This window comes from Serratia entomophila (assembly GCF_021462285.1).
GTDB lineage: Bacteria > Pseudomonadota > Gammaproteobacteria > Enterobacterales > Enterobacteriaceae > Serratia > Serratia entomophila.
This window is the reverse complement of sequence record NZ_CP082787.1, coordinates 1,710,845-1,726,087: the sequence shown is the minus strand read 5'-3', so window position 1 is coordinate 1,726,087 and position 15,243 is coordinate 1,710,845. Positions and strand designations below refer to the sequence as shown.

At 59.5% G+C, this 15,243-nt stretch carries 17 protein-coding genes; 7 read left to right on the top strand and 10 right to left on the bottom strand.

Annotated features, from left to right (window positions below):
* The first annotated feature begins 146 nt into the window (after window positions 1–146).
* The 5 genes from artP (at window position 147) to artJ (KHA73_RS08470) (ending at window position 3,972) form a co-directional block, all read left to right on the top strand.
* Window positions 147–875, top strand: a complete 729-nt coding sequence (artP, locus tag KHA73_RS08490; protein WP_234590286.1) for an arginine ABC transporter ATP-binding protein ArtP — start codon at window positions 147–149, stop codon at window positions 873–875.
* Between the two features lie 33 nt (window positions 876–908).
* On the top strand, window positions 909–1,640 hold the full coding sequence (gene artJ, locus KHA73_RS08485) for an arginine ABC transporter substrate-binding protein (protein ID WP_234590285.1): 732 nt from the start codon (window positions 909–911) through the stop codon (window positions 1,638–1,640).
* Window positions 1,641–1,649: 9 nt separating this feature from the next.
* Window positions 1,650–2,366 (top strand): arginine ABC transporter permease ArtQ, encoded by a 717-nt coding sequence (gene artQ, locus KHA73_RS08480; protein ID WP_234590284.1) that lies wholly within the window; start codon window positions 1,650–1,652, stop codon window positions 2,364–2,366.
* Window positions 2,366–3,034 carry an arginine ABC transporter permease ArtM gene (gene artM, locus KHA73_RS08475; RefSeq protein ID WP_234590282.1) on the top strand — a complete coding sequence of 223 codons (669 nt, stop codon included), beginning with the start codon at window positions 2,366–2,368 and terminating at the stop codon, window positions 3,032–3,034. Before artQ ends, artM begins: the two co-directional genes overlap by 1 nt.
* Window positions 3,035–3,237: 203 nt before the next feature.
* Entirely contained in the window at window positions 3,238–3,972 is a 735-nt protein-coding gene (artJ, locus tag KHA73_RS08470) for an arginine ABC transporter substrate-binding protein (RefSeq protein WP_234590280.1), read from the top strand.
* 43 nt (window positions 3,973–4,015) lie between these two features.
* On the opposite strand, the gene rlmC is transcribed toward artJ (KHA73_RS08470), so the two are convergent.
* The 9 genes from rlmC to KHA73_RS08425 all read right to left on the bottom strand — a co-directional run bounded on the left by rlmC (window position 4,016) and on the right by KHA73_RS08425 (window position 12,295).
* Complete coding sequence (gene rlmC / locus KHA73_RS08465) at window positions 4,016–5,143, bottom strand: 23S rRNA (uracil(747)-C(5))-methyltransferase RlmC (protein ID WP_234590278.1); 1,128 nt, start codon at window positions 5,141–5,143, stop codon at window positions 4,016–4,018.
* 68 nt (window positions 5,144–5,211) lie between these two features.
* Window positions 5,212–5,691: a YbjO family protein gene (locus KHA73_RS08460; protein WP_234590277.1), complete on the bottom strand. Its 480-nt coding sequence runs from the start codon at window positions 5,689–5,691 to the stop codon at window positions 5,212–5,214.
* 103 nt (window positions 5,692–5,794) lie between these two features.
* Window positions 5,795–6,640, bottom strand: a complete 846-nt coding sequence (potI, locus tag KHA73_RS08455) for a putrescine ABC transporter permease PotI (RefSeq protein ID WP_234590275.1) — start codon at window positions 6,638–6,640, stop codon at window positions 5,795–5,797.
* A complete protein-coding gene (gene potH / locus KHA73_RS08450) occupies window positions 6,637–7,602 on the bottom strand; it encodes a putrescine ABC transporter permease PotH (protein WP_380738208.1) in 966 nt (321 codons plus the stop codon). Before potH ends, potI begins: the two co-directional genes overlap by 4 nt.
* Before the next feature lie 24 nt (window positions 7,603–7,626).
* On the bottom strand, window positions 7,627–8,760 hold the full coding sequence (potG, locus tag KHA73_RS08445; protein WP_234590273.1) for a putrescine ABC transporter ATP-binding subunit PotG: 1,134 nt from the start codon (window positions 8,758–8,760) through the stop codon (window positions 7,627–7,629).
* Between the two features lie 128 nt (window positions 8,761–8,888).
* Entirely contained in the window at window positions 8,889–9,998 is a 1,110-nt protein-coding gene (gene potF, locus KHA73_RS08440) for a spermidine/putrescine ABC transporter substrate-binding protein PotF (protein WP_234590272.1), read from the bottom strand.
* Between the two features lie 408 nt (window positions 9,999–10,406).
* Window positions 10,407–10,886: a type III secretion system chaperone family protein gene (locus KHA73_RS08435; RefSeq protein WP_234590270.1), complete on the bottom strand. Its 480-nt coding sequence runs from the start codon at window positions 10,884–10,886 to the stop codon at window positions 10,407–10,409.
* Window positions 10,887–11,021: 135 nt separating this feature from the next.
* On the bottom strand, window positions 11,022–11,924 hold the full coding sequence (gene rimK, locus KHA73_RS08430) for a 30S ribosomal protein S6--L-glutamate ligase (protein WP_234590268.1): 903 nt from the start codon (window positions 11,922–11,924) through the stop codon (window positions 11,022–11,024).
* Between the two features lie 56 nt (window positions 11,925–11,980).
* A complete protein-coding gene (locus KHA73_RS08425) occupies window positions 11,981–12,295 on the bottom strand; it encodes a YbjC family protein (RefSeq protein WP_234590266.1) in 315 nt (104 codons plus the stop codon).
* Window positions 12,296–12,537: 242 nt separating this feature from the next.
* On the opposite strand from KHA73_RS08425, the gene KHA73_RS08420 reads away from it, so the two are divergent.
* Window positions 12,538–12,801 (top strand): GrxA family glutaredoxin, encoded by a 264-nt coding sequence (locus KHA73_RS08420; protein WP_012006074.1) that lies wholly within the window; start codon window positions 12,538–12,540, stop codon window positions 12,799–12,801.
* 42 nt (window positions 12,802–12,843) lie between these two features.
* On the opposite strand, the gene ybjM is transcribed toward KHA73_RS08420, so the two are convergent.
* Complete coding sequence (ybjM, locus tag KHA73_RS08415) at window positions 12,844–13,221, bottom strand: inner membrane protein YbjM (protein ID WP_234590265.1); 378 nt, start codon at window positions 13,219–13,221, stop codon at window positions 12,844–12,846.
* Window positions 13,222–13,536: 315 nt separating this feature from the next.
* On the opposite strand from ybjM, the gene KHA73_RS08410 reads away from it, so the two are divergent.
* Complete coding sequence (locus tag KHA73_RS08410) at window positions 13,537–15,225, top strand: aspartate:alanine antiporter (RefSeq protein ID WP_234590263.1); 1,689 nt, start codon at window positions 13,537–13,539, stop codon at window positions 15,223–15,225.
* The last annotated feature ends 18 nt before the right edge of the window (window positions 15,226–15,243 follow it).

The window sequence follows — 15,243 nt, the reverse complement described above, 5'->3', positions numbered from 1 at the left end:
ATCCCCTGCTCCAGCCTGAGTCGCGATATCTTGTGCTATTCTTTTACTGTCCCGCCGCACGGTCATAAATTTTAACGCACAAAGATTGCATAAGTATTCTGTGGAAGTTAACATTCGCGGCATCAATGTCTATTCAATTCTGGCGCATGAGTATTCAACTTAACGGTATCAACTGCTATTACGGCGCGCATCAGGCGCTGTTTGACATCACGCTGGATTGCCCAGCGGGGGAAACCCTGGTGCTGCTTGGTCCAAGCGGCGCCGGGAAAAGTTCATTGCTGCGGGTGCTGAACCTGCTGGAAATGCCGCGTTCAGGCCAGCTGCAGATCGCCGGCAATCAGTTCGACTTCAAGCAGGCTCCGGGTGAAAAATCCATCCGCGAACTGCGCCAGAACGTCGGCATGGTGTTCCAGCAATACAACCTGTGGCCCCACCTCACCGTGGTGCAAAATCTGATTGAAGCCCCCTGCCGCGTGCTGGGCCTGACCAAGGCGCAGGCGATGGCGCGTGCGGATAAGCTGCTGAAGCGCCTGCGCCTCACCGACTTTGCCGATCGTTTCCCGCTGCACCTCTCCGGCGGCCAGCAGCAGCGTGTGGCGATCGCCCGCGCGCTGATGATGGAACCGCAGGTGCTGCTGTTTGACGAACCCACGGCGGCGCTCGATCCGGAAATCACCGCGCAGATCGTCAGCATCATTCGCGAACTGGCCGGCACCGGCATCACCCAGGTGATCGTGACCCACGAAGTGGAAGTGGCGCGCAAAACCGCCAGCCGCGTGGTGTATATGGAAAACGGCCGCGTGGTGGAACAGGGCGACAGCAGCCACTTCACGCAGCCGCAGACCACCGAGTTTGCCAACTACTTATCACACTAAAAATTTAACTTGCTGTAATTTGGGGAGTTTGCGATGAAAAAACTAATAATCGCCGCCGTTCTGGCTGGCATCAGCGTTTCCGCCTCCGCAGCCGAAACTATCCGTTTCGCTACCGAAGCCTCCTATCCTCCGTTTGAATTTATTGACGCCGGCAACAAGATCCAGGGGTTTGACGTCGATCTGGCCAACGCATTGTGCAAAGAAATGCAGGCCGACTGCACCTTCACCAACCAGGCGTTCGACAGCCTGATCCCCAGCCTGAAGTTCAAACGCTTCGATGCGGTGATGGCCGGTATGGATATCACGCCGGAGCGCGAAAAACAGGTGCTGTTCACCAAGCCGTACTATGACAACTCGGCGCTGTTTGTTGCCCAGAAAGGCAAGGTGGCCGACGTCGCCGCGCTCAAAGGCAAGAAAGTGGGCGTGCAGAACGGCACCACTCACCAGAAATACCTGACCGACAAGCACCCGGAAATCACTACCGTGCCTTATGACAGCTACCAGAACGCCATTCTGGATCTGAAAAACGGCCGCGTGGACGCGGTATTCGGCGACACTGCGGTGGTCAACGAGTGGCTGAAACAAAATGCCGCGCTGGCGGCGGTGGGCGACAAGGTTACCGATAAAGACTACTTCGGCACCGGCCTGGGCATCGCGGTGCGTCAGAAAAATACCGAGCTGCAGGGCAAGTTCAACGCCGCCCTGGACAAGATCAAGCAGGATGGGACCTATGAAACCATCTACAAAAAATGGTTCCAGCAGTAATACGCCCCGATGAATGAATTTCAACCTCTCGCAAGCGCCGCCGGCATGACCGTCGGCCTTGCCGTTTGCGCCCTGATCCTCGGGCTGATCCTGGCGATGCTGTTCGCGGTGTGGGAGTCTTCCCGCTGGCGAGTAGTGAGCTGGCTCGGCACCGCCTGGGTGACCCTGCTGCGCGGCCTGCCGGAAATTCTGGTGGTGCTGTTCATCTATTTCGGTTCGTCGCAGCTGCTGCTGATGCTGTCAGACGGCTTTACCCTCAACCTCGGCCTGTTCCAGCTGCCTATCCAGCTGGCTATCGATAACTTCGAAGTCAGCCCGTTCCTGTGCGGCGTGATCGCCCTGGCCCTGCTCTACTCCGCCTACGCCTCGCAAACGCTGCGCGGCGCGCTGAAAGCGGTGCCGCAGGGGCAGTGGGAATCCGGCCAGGCGCTGGGGATGAGCAAGGCGGCGATCTTCTTCCGCCTGATCATGCCGCAGATGTGGCGCCATGCGCTGCCCGGCCTCGGCAACCAATGGCTGGTGCTGCTGAAGGACACCGCGCTGGTGTCGTTGATCAGCGTGAACGACCTGATGCTGCAGACCAAGAGCATCGCCACCCGCACCCAGGAGCCTTTTACCTGGTACGTGATTGCGGCGGCGATCTATCTGCTGGTCACCCTGCTCAGCCAGTACGTCATCAAACGGATCGAGCTGCGCACCACGCGCTTTGAGCGGGGGCCAGCCTGATGCTTGAGTATTTGCCGGAAATCGTCAAAGGGCTGCACACCAGCCTGACGCTGACCCTCGCCGCGCTGATCGTGGCGTTGGCGCTGTCGCTGCTGCTGACGGTGATCCTGACGCTGAAAACGCCGATCCTGACGCCGCTGGTGAAAATCTACATCACGCTGTTTACCGGCACGCCGCTGCTGGTGCAGATCTTCCTGATCTACTACGGCCCCGGCCAGTTCCCGTCGATCCGCGACTATCCGTGGCTGTGGAACCTGCTGTCGCAGCCATGGCTGTGCGCGATGATCGCACTGGCGCTGAACAGCGCGGCCTACACTACCCAGCTGTTCTACGGCGCGGTGCGGGCGATCCCCGCCGGGCAATGGCAGTCCTGCGAGGCGCTGGGCATGTCGCGCAAACAGACGCTGCGCATCCTGTTGCCGTTCGCCTTCAAACGCGCGCTGTCGTCTTACTCCAACGAAGTGGTGCTGGTATTTAAAAGCACCTCGCTGGCCTACACCATTACGCTGATGGAGGTCATGGGCTACAGCCAGCTGATGTACGGCCGCACCTACGACGTGATGGTGTTTGGCGCCGCGGGCCTGGTCTACCTGTGCGTGAACGGCCTGCTGACGCTGCTGATGCGGCTGGTCGAGCGCCGCGCGCTGGCGTTCGAACGCCGCAACTGAAGGCAAGACGCCCCTGTCGAAGCCCCGTCTCAGTACGGGGCTTTTTTATGCCCATAGCAATTTTTAATCATTTACATTGCATATCAATTCACTCAATGGCATGGTTATCTTCCGGCACATTCGCGAAAACCCTCTGGTTATTATCAGTAAAATCAAGCGATGGCGAGATAACGACATTCTGAATACAGACAGGAGCACTACGCATGAAAAAATTACTGCTGGCCGCGACAGTGTTGGCTGGGATCGCCTTTAACGCCGGCGCCGCCGACACCCTTCGCTTCGCCTCTTCCGCCACCTATCCGCCGTTCGAATCGCTGGACGCCAGCAACCAGATCGTCGGTTTTGATATCGATCTGGCCAATGCGTTGTGCAAACAGATGAAGGTGGAATGCACCTTCACCAACCAGGCGTTCGACAGCCTGATCGCCGCGCTGAAATTCAAAAAATACGATGCGGTGATCTCGGGTATGGACATCACGCCGGAGCGCAGCAAGCAGGTTTCCTTCACCCAACCCTACTACGCCAACTCGGCGGTCGTTATCGCCCAGAAAGGCAAGTTCAGTTCGCTGGCAGATCTGAAGGGCAAGAAAGTCGGCATGGAAAACGGCACCACCCACCAGAAATACATGCAGGACAAGCACCCGGAAATCAACACCGTCTCCTACGACAGTTACCAGAACGCCATTCTGGAGCTGAAAAACGGCCGTATCGACGGCGTGTTCGGCGATACCGCGGTGGTGAATGAATGGCTGAAGAACAACCCCGGCCTGGCGCCGGTCGGCGAACACGTCACCGATGCGCAATACTTCGGCACCGGCCTGGGCATCGCGGTGCGCCCGGATAACCAGGCGTTGCTGGCCAAGCTGAACGCCGCGCTGGACGCCATCAAGGCCGACGGCACTTACCAAGCCATCAACGACAAATGGTTCCCGCAGTAAACCCCGCAAATCATAAGGCCCGTTCAACCGGGCCTTATATCAGTCAGTTGCGCACCAGCAGCGTCAGCACTTCATAGTGCACGGTATGGGGAAACATGTCGAACAGCTGCACCCGCTCGATGCGGTAGCCCGGCAGCATATCGATATCTTTCGCCATGCTCTCGGCGTTGCAGCTGGAATACAGGATGTAGCCCGGCGCCATGTGGTTCAAATACTCGCACAGCGCCTGGCCGATGCCGCGCCGCGGCGGATTGACCAGCACCAGCTGCGGTACATGGCCTTCAGCGGTGGCGAAACGCGTTGAGTCCAGCGCCTGAAAATCGACCTGCTGCAGGCCCAGCTGCTGCGCCGACTGGCGCGCGCAGGCAATCGCCTCTGCGCTGATTTCTATGCCGGTCAGGCGGGTTTGCGGCTGCGCGCAGTGCAGGCCAAAGCCGCCGACGCCGCAGAACAGATCCCACATGCTGCCGATGCCCAACGCCCGCACCCAGTCGCGGGCAGTGGCGTACAGGCCGGCGGCTACCTGCGGGTTGGTCTGGAAGAAGCTCTGCGGGCGGATATACAACGGCACCTGATTAAACTGCTCCTCCAGCGCCTGGCGATCGGTTAGCGCGATCTCGCGTTCCCCTTCCATGATGGCCATGTGCACCGGCTGAATATTGGCGGAGATCACCCGGAGCTGCGGCAGCTGTTGCCGCAGCCAGGGCAGCGCGGCGCGCAGCTGCGCCAGCTTGGTTTCCGACCGCAGCACGAAGCGCAGCATCACGCCGCCGCCAAGGGTGCTTTCGGTCAGCAGCAGATACTTCAGCTCGCCGCGCTTGCGCGCCACGTTATAGGGCGTTAACCCGGCGCGGGCGATAAAGCTTTTCAGTACGCCGAACATCGGGGCGAAGCTGGCGGGATACAGCGGGCAGTCGCTGAGATCGGCCGGCGTGCCGTCGCGGTGCAGCATGCCGAGCAGCGGGCGTTCAACGCTGCCGCTGACCACCATCTTGGCTTTATTGCGGAACGCGCTTTGCTCCCCTGCCACCGGCTCCCGCCATTGCGCAACGGCGCGCCCGGCCAGCAGCGATTGCAGGTGATGCTGTTTGTCGGCCAGCTGCCGTGGGTACGGCTTTTCCAGCCACTGGCAGGAACGGCAGGTGCCCGCCGTATACAAAGCGCAATGCATGAAGAGTACTCTGCGTTCAGGATGAAGAATTAAGGGCGCAGATTCTAGCACTCCGCGCCCTCAAAGTCTCAACCGCCGGCGGCGAAAAACCGGCGGCTGGCGGCAGGAACGAATAACAGCGCCAAAATCACCGCATCGGGGATCTTTTGCAAAATCAAGATGCGCAGGATCTGCCCGCTGGTTTCCCCTTCCACGGTGAACACTTCCGGCAACAGGCTGCCGATGGTAGCCAGCAGCAGGTAGGCGACCACCACGCACTGGCAGGCCACATAGCCCCAGCGCCCCCAGTTGCGGCCGCGCATTACCGCAAAACCGCAGCTGATTTGCAGACACAGCAATACCAGGCCGGCCAGAAAAATAAAGGTGGAATCCCAGGCCTGCGCGCTGGTGTTAACAAACTCCTGGGCGCCGTCGACGCCCAGTTCCCCCAGCAGCAACAGCACGCTGATGCACTTGATGGCCACCATCGCCGTGCCGGCCACCATCACCGGCACAGGCGCGTCTGAAGCCGATCCCATCCCCTGCCTGCTTTTCAGCATCTCTGACATATCCCTGTTCCACAACAACACACAACCAATTCAGGTAATGTATATAAAACCAGCTAACTAGTTGCAATAACAATAGTTTCAAAAATAGCAGGTTTGTTGCGGCTCAGCTACGGGCGGCCCGTTGTAATTCGCGCGATCGCTGTTTTTCCGAGCGCGCCATAAACCACCAGGCGATCAGGCCGATAATGCCCACGACCAGCAGGATCAAACTGGCCAACGCGTTGATTTCCGGGTTAACCCCCAAACGCACGCTGGAGAATACCAGCATAGGTAGCGTGGTCGCCCCCGGGCCGGAGACAAAGCTGGCGATCACCAGATCGTCCAGCGACAGGGTAAACGCCAGCATCCAGCCGGAAACCAGCGCTGGCGCAATCATCGGCAAAGTGATGACGAAGAACACCTTCAGCGGCGTCGCTCCCAAGTCCATCGCCGCTTCTTCGATGGACCTGTCCACCTCGCGCAGGCGCGAACTGATCACCACCGCCACGTAAGCGGTACAGAAGGTAACGTGCGCCAACCAGATGGTGAACATGCCGCGCTCCGCCGGCCAACCGAAGGCATGGCCCATCGCCACGAACAGCAGCAGCAGCGACAGGCCGGTAATGACGTCCGGCATAACCAGCGGCGCGGTCAGCATAAAGGCGAAGCCGGTCGAGCCGCGGAAACGGCCGAAACGCACCATCACCACCGCGGCAATGGCGCCGAGCACTACCGCAGCGGTGGCCGAAGCCGCGGCGATGGTCAGGCTGAGGCCAACGGCGCCGATCATCGCCGAATCGTGGAACAGCTCGGTATACCAGCGAGTGGACCAACCGGCCCATACCGTCACCAGCTTGGAGCTGTTGAACGAGTAAATCACCAGCATCAGCATCGGCGCGTACAGGAAGGTGAAACCAAGCACCAAAATAGCGATGCGCCACGGCGAGCGCACTACCGGCAAGTTGTTCATCCCTGCCCCCCCATTTCCTTGTTCTGGTGCTTGTGGAACCACAGGATCGGCACGATCAGCAACAGCAGCATGATGGTGGCGACCGCCGAGGCTACCGGCCAGTCGCGGTTGTTAAAGAATTCCTGCCACAGCACGCGGCCGATCATGATGCTATCCGGCCCGCCAAGCAGTTCCGGGATCACGAACTCGCCCACCGCCGGAATGAACACCAGCATCGACCCGGCGATAATGCCGCCGCGCGTCAGCGGCACGATCACGCTGAAGAAGGTTTTCAGCGGCCGGGCGCCCAGATCCAGCGACGCCTCCACCAGCGAATAGTCCAGCCGGGTCAGCGCAGTGTAAATCGGCAGCACCATAAACGGCAGGTAGGAGTAAACGATGCCGATATACACCGCCAGGTTGGTGTGCAGGATCACCAGCGGCTGGTCGATCACCCCCAGCCACAGCAGGAAGTTGTTCAGAATGCCGTTGTTTTTCAGGATCCCCATCCAGGCGTATACGCGGATCAGGAACGAGGTCCAGGACGGCAGGATCACCAGCAACAGCAGAATATTACGGGTCGAAGCCTTGCTGTGCGCCACCGCCCAGGCCAACGGATAGCCGATGATCAGGCAGCACAGCGTAGACACCGCCGCCACGCGCAGCGACTGTAGGTAAGCGTCGATATACAGCGGATCGTCAGCCAACTGCAGGTAGTTGGCGAAGTTGAGCGCGATGTCCAGCTTGCCGTCCGCCCAGCTCATCAGATCGGTATAAGGCGGCACCGCCAGCGCCAGCTCCGCCAGGCTGATCTTGAACACGATCAGGAACGGCAGCATAAACAGCAGCATCAGCCACAGCAGCGGCAACGCGATCACCAGCCTGCGGCCGTGCGCCATCTGCAGCCGTTGGAACAGCGCCTTGAGGCCGCCGTGCGGCTTGGCCGGCGGCTCCGGCGGCGTGCGTTCAGAAAGCATTGTCATCAGGGTTACTCCTCAGCGTCTCATCTACACCGTCAACACAACGCAGCTGTCGGTTTCCCAACACAGACGCACTTCGTCGCCCCAGGTCGGCATGCCTTTGCGGAAGCGATGGCCGTTTTGCAGCTGGGCGCTGATGATCTGGCCGCTGTGCAGCTTCACGTGGTAGATGGACAAATCCCCCAGGTAGGCGATATGCACCACTTCCCCCACCGCGAAGTTGCAGCCGTCTTCCGGCACCTCTTCGCACAGCATGATTTTTTCCGGCCGCAGCGCCACCTGGATCGGCACGCCGTCCACCACCGAGGCGTCCGGATCGACCTTGATCGCATGGCGCAGGCCCGGGCTTTGCAGGATCAGCGCGTCGTCGTGGCGCGCCTGCAGCACGCAGTCGAACACGTTGACCGAGCCGATAAACTCGGCGCTGAAGCGGCTGTTCGGGTGCTCATAGATCTCTTCCGGCTCGCCTATCTGCACAAACTTGCCGCGGTTCATGATGGCGATGCGCCCCGCCATGGTCATCGCCTCTTCCTGATCGTGGGTCACCATCACGCAGGTCACGCCGACGCGTTCAAGGATGTCGGTGACCTCCAGCTGCATCCGGTCGCGCAGCTTTTTGTCCAGCGCGCCCATCGGCTCGTCCAGCAACAGCAGTTTCGGCCGCTTGGCCAGGCTGCGCGCCAGCGCCACCCGCTGCCGCTGGCCGCCGGAAAGCTGGTGCGGCTTGCGCTTGGCGTATTCCTGCATATGCACCAGCGACAGCATTTCCGCCACCCGAGCGGCGATTTCCGCCCGCGGCATTTTGTCCTGCTTCAGGCCGAAGGCGATATTTTGCTCCACCGTCATATGGGGGAACAGCGCGTAAGACTGGAACATCATATTGACCGGCCGCTGGTACGGCGGCACGTGCGACATATCTTGCCCGTCGAGCACAATCTGCCCTTCCGTCGGCTGTTCAAAGCCGGCCAGCATGCGCAGCAGCGTCGACTTGCCGCAGCCGGACGGCCCCAGCAGCGCGAAGATCTCGCCCTTGTAGATGGTCAGGCTGACGTCTTCAACCGCGTTCTGCCCGTCGAAGGTTTTGGTGAGGTTACGGATTTCCAGCAGAGGGGTGAAAACCTTCTGCGACTTGGCTTGAGGACGAGGGATGGCGTCGTTCAATCGGGGTGATCTCCGGCGTAAAGCAGTACAAAAAACCACGGCGATTGCCATGGCCCAAAATGGCAATGCAGGCGGGGATCACCCGCCTGCCGGTATGGCATTGGGCTCAGCATGCTGAGCCCTGCGCATCATTTCCCGCTTTTAACTTTAGTCCAGGCGCGGGTAATTACCCGGTCCAGCTTCGGCGATTGCACGTTGAGCGTAAACAGCTTGGCGCGCAAGTCCGCCGGCGGATACACGTTCGGGTTGTCGCGCACTTCCGCGTTCACCAGCGGGGTTGAGTCCTTCACCGCGTTGGCGTAGTAGACGTGGTTGCTGATATCCGCCATCACGTCCGGCTTCAGCAGGAAGTTCAGGAACTGGTAAGCGGCATCTTTGTTTTTGGCATCCGCCGGCATGGCGAACATGTCAAAGTAGGTCAACGCCCCTTCTTTCGGGATCGCATAGGCCACGTTTACGCCGTTCTTCGCCTCCTTGGCGCGGTTGGCCGCCTGCATTACGTCGCCGGACCAGCCGATCGCCACGCAGATGTCGCCGTTCGCCAGATCGTTGATGTACTGCGAGGAGTGGAAGTAGCGAATGTTCGGCCGCAGCTTCAGCAGCAGATCGTTGGCTGCGCCGGTGTAATCCGCCGCGTTGGTGCTGTTGGGATCTTTGCCCAGGTAGTGCAGCACGGTGGCATAAACTTCGCTAGGCGCATCCAGGAAGGAAACGCCGCAGCTTTTCAGCTTCTCGAGGTTTTCCGGCTTGAGGATCAGATCCCAACTGTTGACCGGCGCGTCTTTGCCCAGCACCGCCTTCACCTTGTCGACGTTATAACCGATGCCGGTGGTCACCATCAGGTAAGGGATGCCGAACTTGTTGTCCTTGTCGTTATGCGCCACCAGTTGCAGCATCTCGGGATCAAGGTTTTTGTAGTTGGGCATTTTGCTCTTGTCGAGCGGCTCGAAGATGCCGGCTTTGGACTGGCGCTCGAGGAAGTTGGATGAAGGCACCACCAGATCATAACCGGTGCTGCCCGCCATCAGTTTGCCTTCCAACACTTCATTGGAGTCAAAGACGTCGTACACCACTTTAATGCCGGTTTCTTTCTGGAATTTGGCTAAGGTATCCGGCGCGATATAGTCGGACCAGTTATACACGTGCAGCGTTTTTTCCTCGGCTGACGCTGTGACGGACGCGGCCATCAGCAGGCCGGCAACAACACCCGATAACCACTTTTTACGTTGGGTGACCATCCGTAACTTCCTCCAAAACAGGGGTGAATCATAGAATTGAACTTGTATCGCGAGACGATACAAAACCTTTCCTGATCGAGCGCAATCGTTGCAACCGCGGATTGAATGGCTATGCAGTTGATTGCATAAGCCTTTTTCAGCTGCCCAGCCCGCGTGGTCACAAGGGGAATCGCAAGCCCTTAGCAGAATCAGCAGCATAACCGCTGCGGCCGGAACCCGCCAGCCTCCAGGGTAAAAAACGCCTTTTATCGATTTTTTATGCAGTTTTTCTCTATGTGATACGCCATTAACGGCACAAACGACGAGAAATATCTGGCAACAGCGGGCAAAATGCAGAATATATTATTGCGGAGGGGAATAACGGCAGCATGCCGCCGAAACAGCGGCACGCATAATGTACAGCGGGGATCAGTGCAGCATCGGCTGGCGCTCGGCGCCAGCGGGGTTCTCTTCTTCGTCGCCCATAAACAGCAGATCGTTCGCCCGCGCCTCGAGGATCACCATCGAGATCTGCTCTTCGCCCTGCTGCATAAAGTGGGTGAACTGCTCCAGCGTCACGCCGACGGCGATGCTCAGCGACTGGCAGACGATCAGTTTCGGCAGGTTGTCGTCCTGAATGTCGACAAAGGCTTTGATGGTCAGCGAACTGGCGTTGATCTGGCTCAGATCGGCCACCAGCGGGATCAAGGCGGTCGGTTTCACCTCGGCCAGCGCCGAGAACAGGATCACGTTGTCCACCAGATCGATCTTGGCGTCGAACACGCCGTCGAAGTTTTGCATGTGCGGCAGGTGCAGCGCCTGACAGGAATCGCACTCAAAGAAAGAAATGCCCGATTGATCCAGCCAGCGCCGCAGCAGCGCCAAATCAGGGACAATGAGTGAATCCATATAACCAGCCTCACAATATTCAAAACGCGAAAAGGCGCATAGCTTACGGAATATTCACCCGATGCGCCACGATCAATGCGGCTTAATTCACTAAAAGGATAATTATCGGCGAGAAAAAGTTGCGTTCCAACCGGCTTATCCGCCCGACTTCAGCCTGAATCCCGGCCGCGCCCGCAGCTCGATGTATTCGATCATCATGCCGGCGATATCCAGCCCGGTGGTGGTTTCCACCCCCTCCAGCCCCGGCGAAGCGTTGACCTCCATCACCAGCGGGCCGCGCGCCGCACGCAGGATGTCCACCCCGGCGACGTCCAGCCCCAGCGTGGCGGCCGCTTTCACCGCTATCGCCCGCTCCTTGGCGGTGATGCTCACCTTGCGGGCGGTGCCGCCGCGGTGCAGGTTGGAGCGGAACTCTCCGGCCTTGGCCTGCCGCTCGATGGCCGCCACCACCCGGCCGCCCACCACCAGACAGCGCACGTCGCTGCCCTGCGCTTCGCGGATGTACTCCTGTACCAGAATGTGCGCGTTCAGGCCGCGAAAGGCGTCTATCACGCTCTCCGCCGCCTGGCGGGTTTCCGCCAGCACCACCCCGATGCCCTGAGTGCCCTCCACCAGTTTCACCACCAGCGGCGCGCCGCCCACCAGCTCAATCAGGTCGCCGGTATCGTCCGGCGAATGGGCGAAACCGGTTATCGGCAGATCGATACCCTGCCGCGCCAGCAGCTGCAGCGAACGCAGTTTGTCGCGCGCCCGGGTGATGGAGACCGATTCGTTCAGCGGATAGCTGCCGAGCAGCTCAAACTGACGCAGCACCGCGGTGCCGTAGAAGGTGATGGCGGAGCCGATACGCGGGATAACCGCGTCGTAGCGATCCAGCTGGCGGCCGCGATAGTGGATGGTCGGCGCCGCCGGGTTGATGTTCATATAGCAGGAGAGCGGATCGATGACATCGATGCTGTGCCCGCGATCCTCCGCCGCTTCCCGCAGCCGCTTGCATGAGTACAGCGTTCCGTCGCGCGAAAGAATGGCAATTTTCACTCGTCACCCCAAAAAGGCAAACGCCTGCCCGGCAGGCGGATAAGCGGCCGCCGCACTCAGGCGCGCGGATCGCGGTCCTGATTATTTTTCGACTTGTCGTCGTCCTGCGGCTTATGGCGGTCGTTTTCCGGCGGCAGGCCGCCGCGCATCAACGGACCAAAGCCCTGCACCACGCGCCACACCAAAAACGCCGCCGCCGGCACCATCATCGCCACGCCGAGGAAGATCATGCCGACCGCCGCCTGCTGCGATGCCAGCCACCCCGGCAACTGCAGATGGCCGTGAATGCCGAGATAGGCCAGCACCAGCAGCACCATGCCCAGGCCTTCCAGCACCAACACCGGGCGCGGTAAGTCACCGAATGAACGCATATTTTTCTTCTCCAGAGGCTCTGCCCACAGTGTAGTGAATTCCCGTCGGCGACGACAGCCCCGGCAGACCAATTGGTTACATGAATCAGATTAACAGGTAATTCCTGCTTTTTTTTCATCAGCTCAACGGGCATAGTAAGCGGCATTAACGCGGGTGATGGGCAGGCTTGGGTCTTTTGGGGCTGACAGAATGTCGTTGCGATTGCGAGTAATTCATTGAATATCAAATTAAGGAGCGTTGCATGTTTGCAGTAATCTTCGGGCGTCCGGGCTGTCCTTATTGTGTCCGTGCTAAAGAGTTGGCGGAAAAATTGACTGAAGAACGCGACGATTTCAACTTCCGTTACGTTGATATCCACGCTGAAGGCATCACCAAGGCCGATCTGGAAAAAACCGTCGGCAAACCGGTTGAAACCGTACCGCAGATCTTCCTGGACGAGAAACACATTGGCGGCTGCACTGATTTTGAAGCCTACGCCAAAGAAAACCTCAATCTGTTCCAGTAAGCCGCAGGCTGAACGACAAAAAGGCGCTTAGAGCGCCTTTTTTTATTGCCGCTCGCCGCGGTACAGCTGTTGCAACGCATGGGCGCACAGCATCAGCATGGCGCCGAACACGCACCAAAATACCGCGCTGGTGGCGTAGGCCAGTTCCTGCCAGAACGAATAGGACGGCGTCAGCCAGAAATGGCGGATCGCCAAACATAGCGGCAGCGCATACAGTGCGCCTAACAGCGGGCACAGCAGGCGCTTGCGGCTCGACAGATAGCTGGCGATGGCGCCGGGAATGACGAACAGCAGCAGGCCGGTCTCGCCGTGGTGCTCGTGGTCGGTGCTGCCGAACAGGCCGCTCTGCTGGCCGAGGAACAGCAAACTGAACAGCAGGAAACAGCTTAAAATCCCCAACCAATATCGATAACTCGCCATGCGAACGCTCCCCCTTGCCCATCACCGCATCAATTAAAATCAGCCGTGTCACAAAATAGGTGACGCCTTGCCGCCAACCGGCAACGCTGAACTGAACTTTTCCTTGGCCAAAAGAGAGTTAAATGCGCCCGGCGGCGCAGGAAATCAGCTTTATGCTGGCTGTCACGCGCCAGAGCGACTAGAATAAACGCCGCCGATCGATGGTTCGAATCGCCTTCCGCTGGTGAGTTATTTATGACGTCATTTTATGGCTGAATTTATATCTTATAGTCATCAAAAATCAAGCACTTACTGGTAAACAATAAGTTATCCTCCGTGAACATAAACGTCGCTAGTTTGTTAAACGGTAACTACATTCTGTTACTGTTCGTGGTACTCGCACTGGGGCTGTGCCTCGGTAAAGTCCGTCTGGGCTCCGTTCAACTCGGTAATTCCATTGGCGTTTTGGTGGTTTCGCTGCTGCTCGGCCAGCAACACTTCGCCATTAACACCGAAGCGTTGAATCTCGGCTTTATGCTGTTTATTTTCTGCGTGGGGGTGGAAGCCGGCCCTAACTTTTTCTCGATTTTCTTCCGCGACGGCAAAAACTATTTGATGCTGGCGCTGGTGATGGTCGGTTCGGCGATGGTGATCGCCATCGGCCTCGGCAAGCTGTTCCACTGGGACATCGGCCTGACCGCCGGCATGCTGGCCGGTTCAATGACCTCGACTCCGGTATTGGTGGGCGCCGGCGATACGCTGCGCAACACCATCGTCAACGGCCCGGCGCTGTTGGCGGCCCAGGACCATCTGAGCCTCGGTTACGCCCTCACCTATCTGATTGGTTTGGTCAGCCTTATCTTCGGCGCGCGCTACCTGCCGAAACTGCAGCACCAGGATCTGTCTACCTCCGCCCAACAGATCGCCCGCGAGCGCGGCCTGGACACCGACAGCCAGCGCAAGGTGTACCTGCCGGTGATCCGCGCCTACCGCGTCGGCCCCGAGCTGGTGGCCTGGGCCGACGGCAAGAACCTGCGCGAGCTGGGCATCTATCGCCAGACCGGCTGCTATATTGAACGCATCCGCCGCAACGGCATTTTGGCCAACCCCGACGGCGACGCGGTGCTGCAGGTGGGCGACGAGATCTCGCTGGTCGGCTACCCGGACGCCCATGCGCGCCTGGACCCGAGCTTCCGCAACGGCAAGGAAGTGTTCGACCGCGATCTGCTCGACATGCGCATCGTCACCGAAGAGATCGTGGTGAAGAACAGCAACGCGGTGAACAAACGCCTGAGCCAGCTGAAGTTGACCGACCACGGCTGCTTCCTCAACCGGGTGATCCGCAGCCAGATTGAAATGCCCATCGATGACAGCATCGTGCTCAACAAGGGCGATGTACTGCAGGTGAGCGGCGATGCGCGCCGGGTGAAGAGCGTGGCGGAGAAGATCGGCTTTATCTCGATCCACAGCCAGGTCACCGATCTGCTGGCGTTCTGCGCCTTCTTTATCATCGGCCTGCTGATAGGCCAGATAACCATCCAGTTCAGCAACTTCTCGTTCGGTATCGGCAACGCCGCCGGCCTGCTGATGTCCGGCATCATGCTCGGCTTCCTGCGCGCCAACCACCCGACCTTCGGCTATATCCCGCAGGGCGCGTTGAACATGGTGAAAGAATTCGGCCTGATGGTGTTTATGGCCGGCGTGGGCCTGAGCGCCGGCGCCGGCATCGGCCACAGCCTGGGCGCGGTCGGCGGCCAGATGCTGATCGCCGGGCTGATCGTCAGCCTGGTGCCGGTGATCATCTGCTTCCTGTTCGGCGCTTACGTGCTGCGCATGAACCGCGCCTTGCTGTTCGGCGCCATCATGGGCGCCCGCACCTGTGCGCCGGCGATGGAGATCATCAGCGACACCGCACGCAGCAATATCCCGGCGCTGGGCTATGCCGGCACCTACGCCATCGCTAACGTACTGTTAACCCTCGCGGGTTCGCTGATCGTGGTGCTGTGGCCGGGGATCGCCGGGTAACTGATAAGCAGCGGAGAT

Excerpts from the sequence above, each read along its gene's own strand:
- rlmC (WP_234590278.1), bottom strand. The coding sequence starts at position 5,143 with ATGCATTGCGCTTTGTATACGGCGGGCACCTGCCGTTCCTGCCAGTGG.
- artP (WP_234590286.1), top strand. The coding sequence starts at position 147 with ATGAGTATTCAACTTAACGGTATCAACTGCTATTACGGCGCGCATCAG.
- KHA73_RS08435 (WP_234590270.1), bottom strand. The coding sequence starts at position 10,886 with ATGGATTCACTCATTGTCCCTGATTTGGCGCTGCTGCGGCGCTGGCTG.
- artQ (WP_234590284.1), top strand. The coding sequence starts at position 1,650 with ATGAATGAATTTCAACCTCTCGCAAGCGCCGCCGGCATGACCGTCGGC.
- KHA73_RS08460 (WP_234590277.1), bottom strand. The coding sequence starts at position 5,691 with ATGTCAGAGATGCTGAAAAGCAGGCAGGGGATGGGATCGGCTTCAGAC.
- potI (WP_234590275.1), bottom strand. The coding sequence starts at position 6,640 with ATGAACAACTTGCCGGTAGTGCGCTCGCCGTGGCGCATCGCTATTTTG.
- artM (WP_234590282.1), top strand. The coding sequence starts at position 2,366 with ATGCTTGAGTATTTGCCGGAAATCGTCAAAGGGCTGCACACCAGCCTG.
- potF (WP_234590272.1), bottom strand. The coding sequence starts at position 9,998 with ATGGTCACCCAACGTAAAAAGTGGTTATCGGGTGTTGTTGCCGGCCTG.
- artJ (WP_234590280.1), top strand. The coding sequence starts at position 3,238 with ATGAAAAAATTACTGCTGGCCGCGACAGTGTTGGCTGGGATCGCCTTT.
- ybjM (WP_234590265.1), bottom strand. The coding sequence starts at position 13,221 with ATGGCGAGTTATCGATATTGGTTGGGGATTTTAAGCTGTTTCCTGCTG.
- potH (WP_380738208.1), bottom strand. The coding sequence starts at position 7,602 with ATGACAATGCTTTCTGAACGCACGCCGCCGGAGCCGCCGGCCAAGCCG.
- KHA73_RS08420 (WP_012006074.1), top strand. The coding sequence starts at position 12,538 with ATGTTTGCAGTAATCTTCGGGCGTCCGGGCTGTCCTTATTGTGTCCGT.
- KHA73_RS08425 (WP_234590266.1), bottom strand. The coding sequence starts at position 12,295 with ATGCGTTCATTCGGTGACTTACCGCGCCCGGTGTTGGTGCTGGAAGGC.
- artJ (WP_234590285.1), top strand. The coding sequence starts at position 909 with ATGAAAAAACTAATAATCGCCGCCGTTCTGGCTGGCATCAGCGTTTCC.